The organism is Pelomicrobium sp. (genome assembly GCF_036803785.1).
In the GTDB taxonomy this organism is placed as follows: Bacteria; Pseudomonadota; Gammaproteobacteria; order Burkholderiales; family UBA6910; genus Pelomicrobium.
The window spans coordinates 1-1,614 of sequence record NZ_DAIRTR010000259.1 but is presented as its reverse complement, the minus strand read 5'-3'; the positions used below and the strand labels follow the sequence as shown (position 1 = coordinate 1,614).

General features: G+C 63.3%; 2 protein-coding genes. Both read right to left on the bottom strand.

Going from position 1 to position 1,614, the window contains the following annotated elements:
* On the bottom strand, positions 1-578 hold a 578-nt coding region (locus V7Q81_RS16025; protein ID WP_333845333.1), incomplete at its 3' end, for an electron transfer flavoprotein subunit beta/FixA family protein.
* Between the two features lie 6 nt (positions 579-584).
* Positions 585-1,604: a branched-chain amino acid ABC transporter permease gene (locus V7Q81_RS16020; protein WP_333845335.1), complete on the bottom strand. Its 1,020-nt coding sequence runs from the start codon at positions 1,602-1,604 to the stop codon at positions 585-587.
* Positions 1,605-1,614: the final 10 nt, after the last annotated feature.

Sequence of the window (1,614 nt, the reverse complement as noted above, 5' to 3'; positions counted from 1 at the left end):
TTCACGATGTTGGGCAGCGTGATATAACGGGGTTCGTTCAACCTTAAGTCGGTGGTCACCACCGCCGGGAGTTTCAACTCCACCGTCTCCAGGCCTCCATCGATTTCCCGTGTGACCCGAATGTGTCCTTCCGCCAGCTCCACCTTGGAGGCGAACGTGCCCTGGGGCCAGCCGAGGAGAGCCGCCAGCATCTGTCCGGTCTGGTTGGCGTCATCGTCGATCGCCTGCTTGCCCAGGATCACCAAGCCAGGCTTTTCCCGTTCCACGATCGCTTTCAAAAGCTTGGCCACCGCCAGGGGCTGCAGCTCGACGGAGGTCTCCACCAGCACGGCCCGGTCCGCGCCCATGGCGAGCGCGGTGCGCAGAGTCTCCTGGCACGCGGCGACTCCCAGGGAGACGGCCACGATCTCGGTCGCCTTGCCCGCTTCCTTGAGGCGCACCGCCTCCTCCATGGCGATCTCGTCGAAAGGATTCATGGACATCTTGACGTTGGCCGTTTCCACCCCTGTGCCGTCCGCCTTGACGCGGACCTTCACGTTGTAGTCCACCACCCGCTTGACCGCGACCAGGATCTTCATCGCTTTTCACCGAATAGAAATGCCCGAGCGGCGGTAGAGGGCCTCAAGTTCCCCCACGATCCCGCGCCGGAACGCGAGCACGCAGATCACGAAGATCGCCCCCGTGAGGACTGTCACCCATTCCCCCAGCTCAGCACCGTAATTCTGCAGGGTAACCAGGACGGTGGCGCCCACCACCGGGCCGAACACCGTGCCCATGCCCCCCAGCAGGGTCATCAGCACCACCTCCCCGGACATGTGCCAGTGCACGTCGGTCAAGGAGGCGAGCTGGAACACGAGCGTCTTAGTGGAGCCTGCTAGACCCGAGAGAGCGGCAGACAGGACGAATGCCATCAGCTTGAACTTGTCCACATCGTAACCCAGGGAGATGGCCCGGGGCTCGTTCTCCCGGATCGCCTTTAGCACCTGCCCGAAGGGGGAATGGATGGTGCGATAGATCACCCAGAAGCCGAACAGGAACACGGCGAGCACGAAGAAGTACATGTTCATCATCTGGCTGAGGTCCACGATCCCCAGCAAGGTACCCCGGGGTACGCCCTGAAGCCCGTCTTCGCCCCCGGTGAACGGAAACTGCAGCGCCAAGAAATACATCATCTGGGCGAGGGCCAGGGTGATCATGGCGAAGTAGATTCCCGAGCGCCGGATGGCCAGGCTGCCGAAGATGTAGCCCAGCAAGGTCGCGAAGGCCGTGCCGGCCAGCATTCCCAGCTCCGGCGGCAATCCCATGACCTTCACCGTATGCCCGGTGATGTAGCCGGCCCAGCCAAGAAAGGCGGCATGACCAAAGGAGAGCAGCCCGGTATAGCCCAGCAATAGGTTGAAGGCGGCGGCGAAGAGGGCAAAGCATAGCACCTTCATGACGAACACCGGGTACACCAGGAAGGGCGCGATGAGGCCGGCCAGCACGAGGAGCCCCCAGCCGACGGCGTGCGCCCGGTTGAATCCTTTCTGCTGAATCGTTGCAACGCCGGCGACCGGGCCCACCGCACCTTCCAGCCCCCGGCCGCTGCCGACTCTCCCTTCCATGCTATCGCTC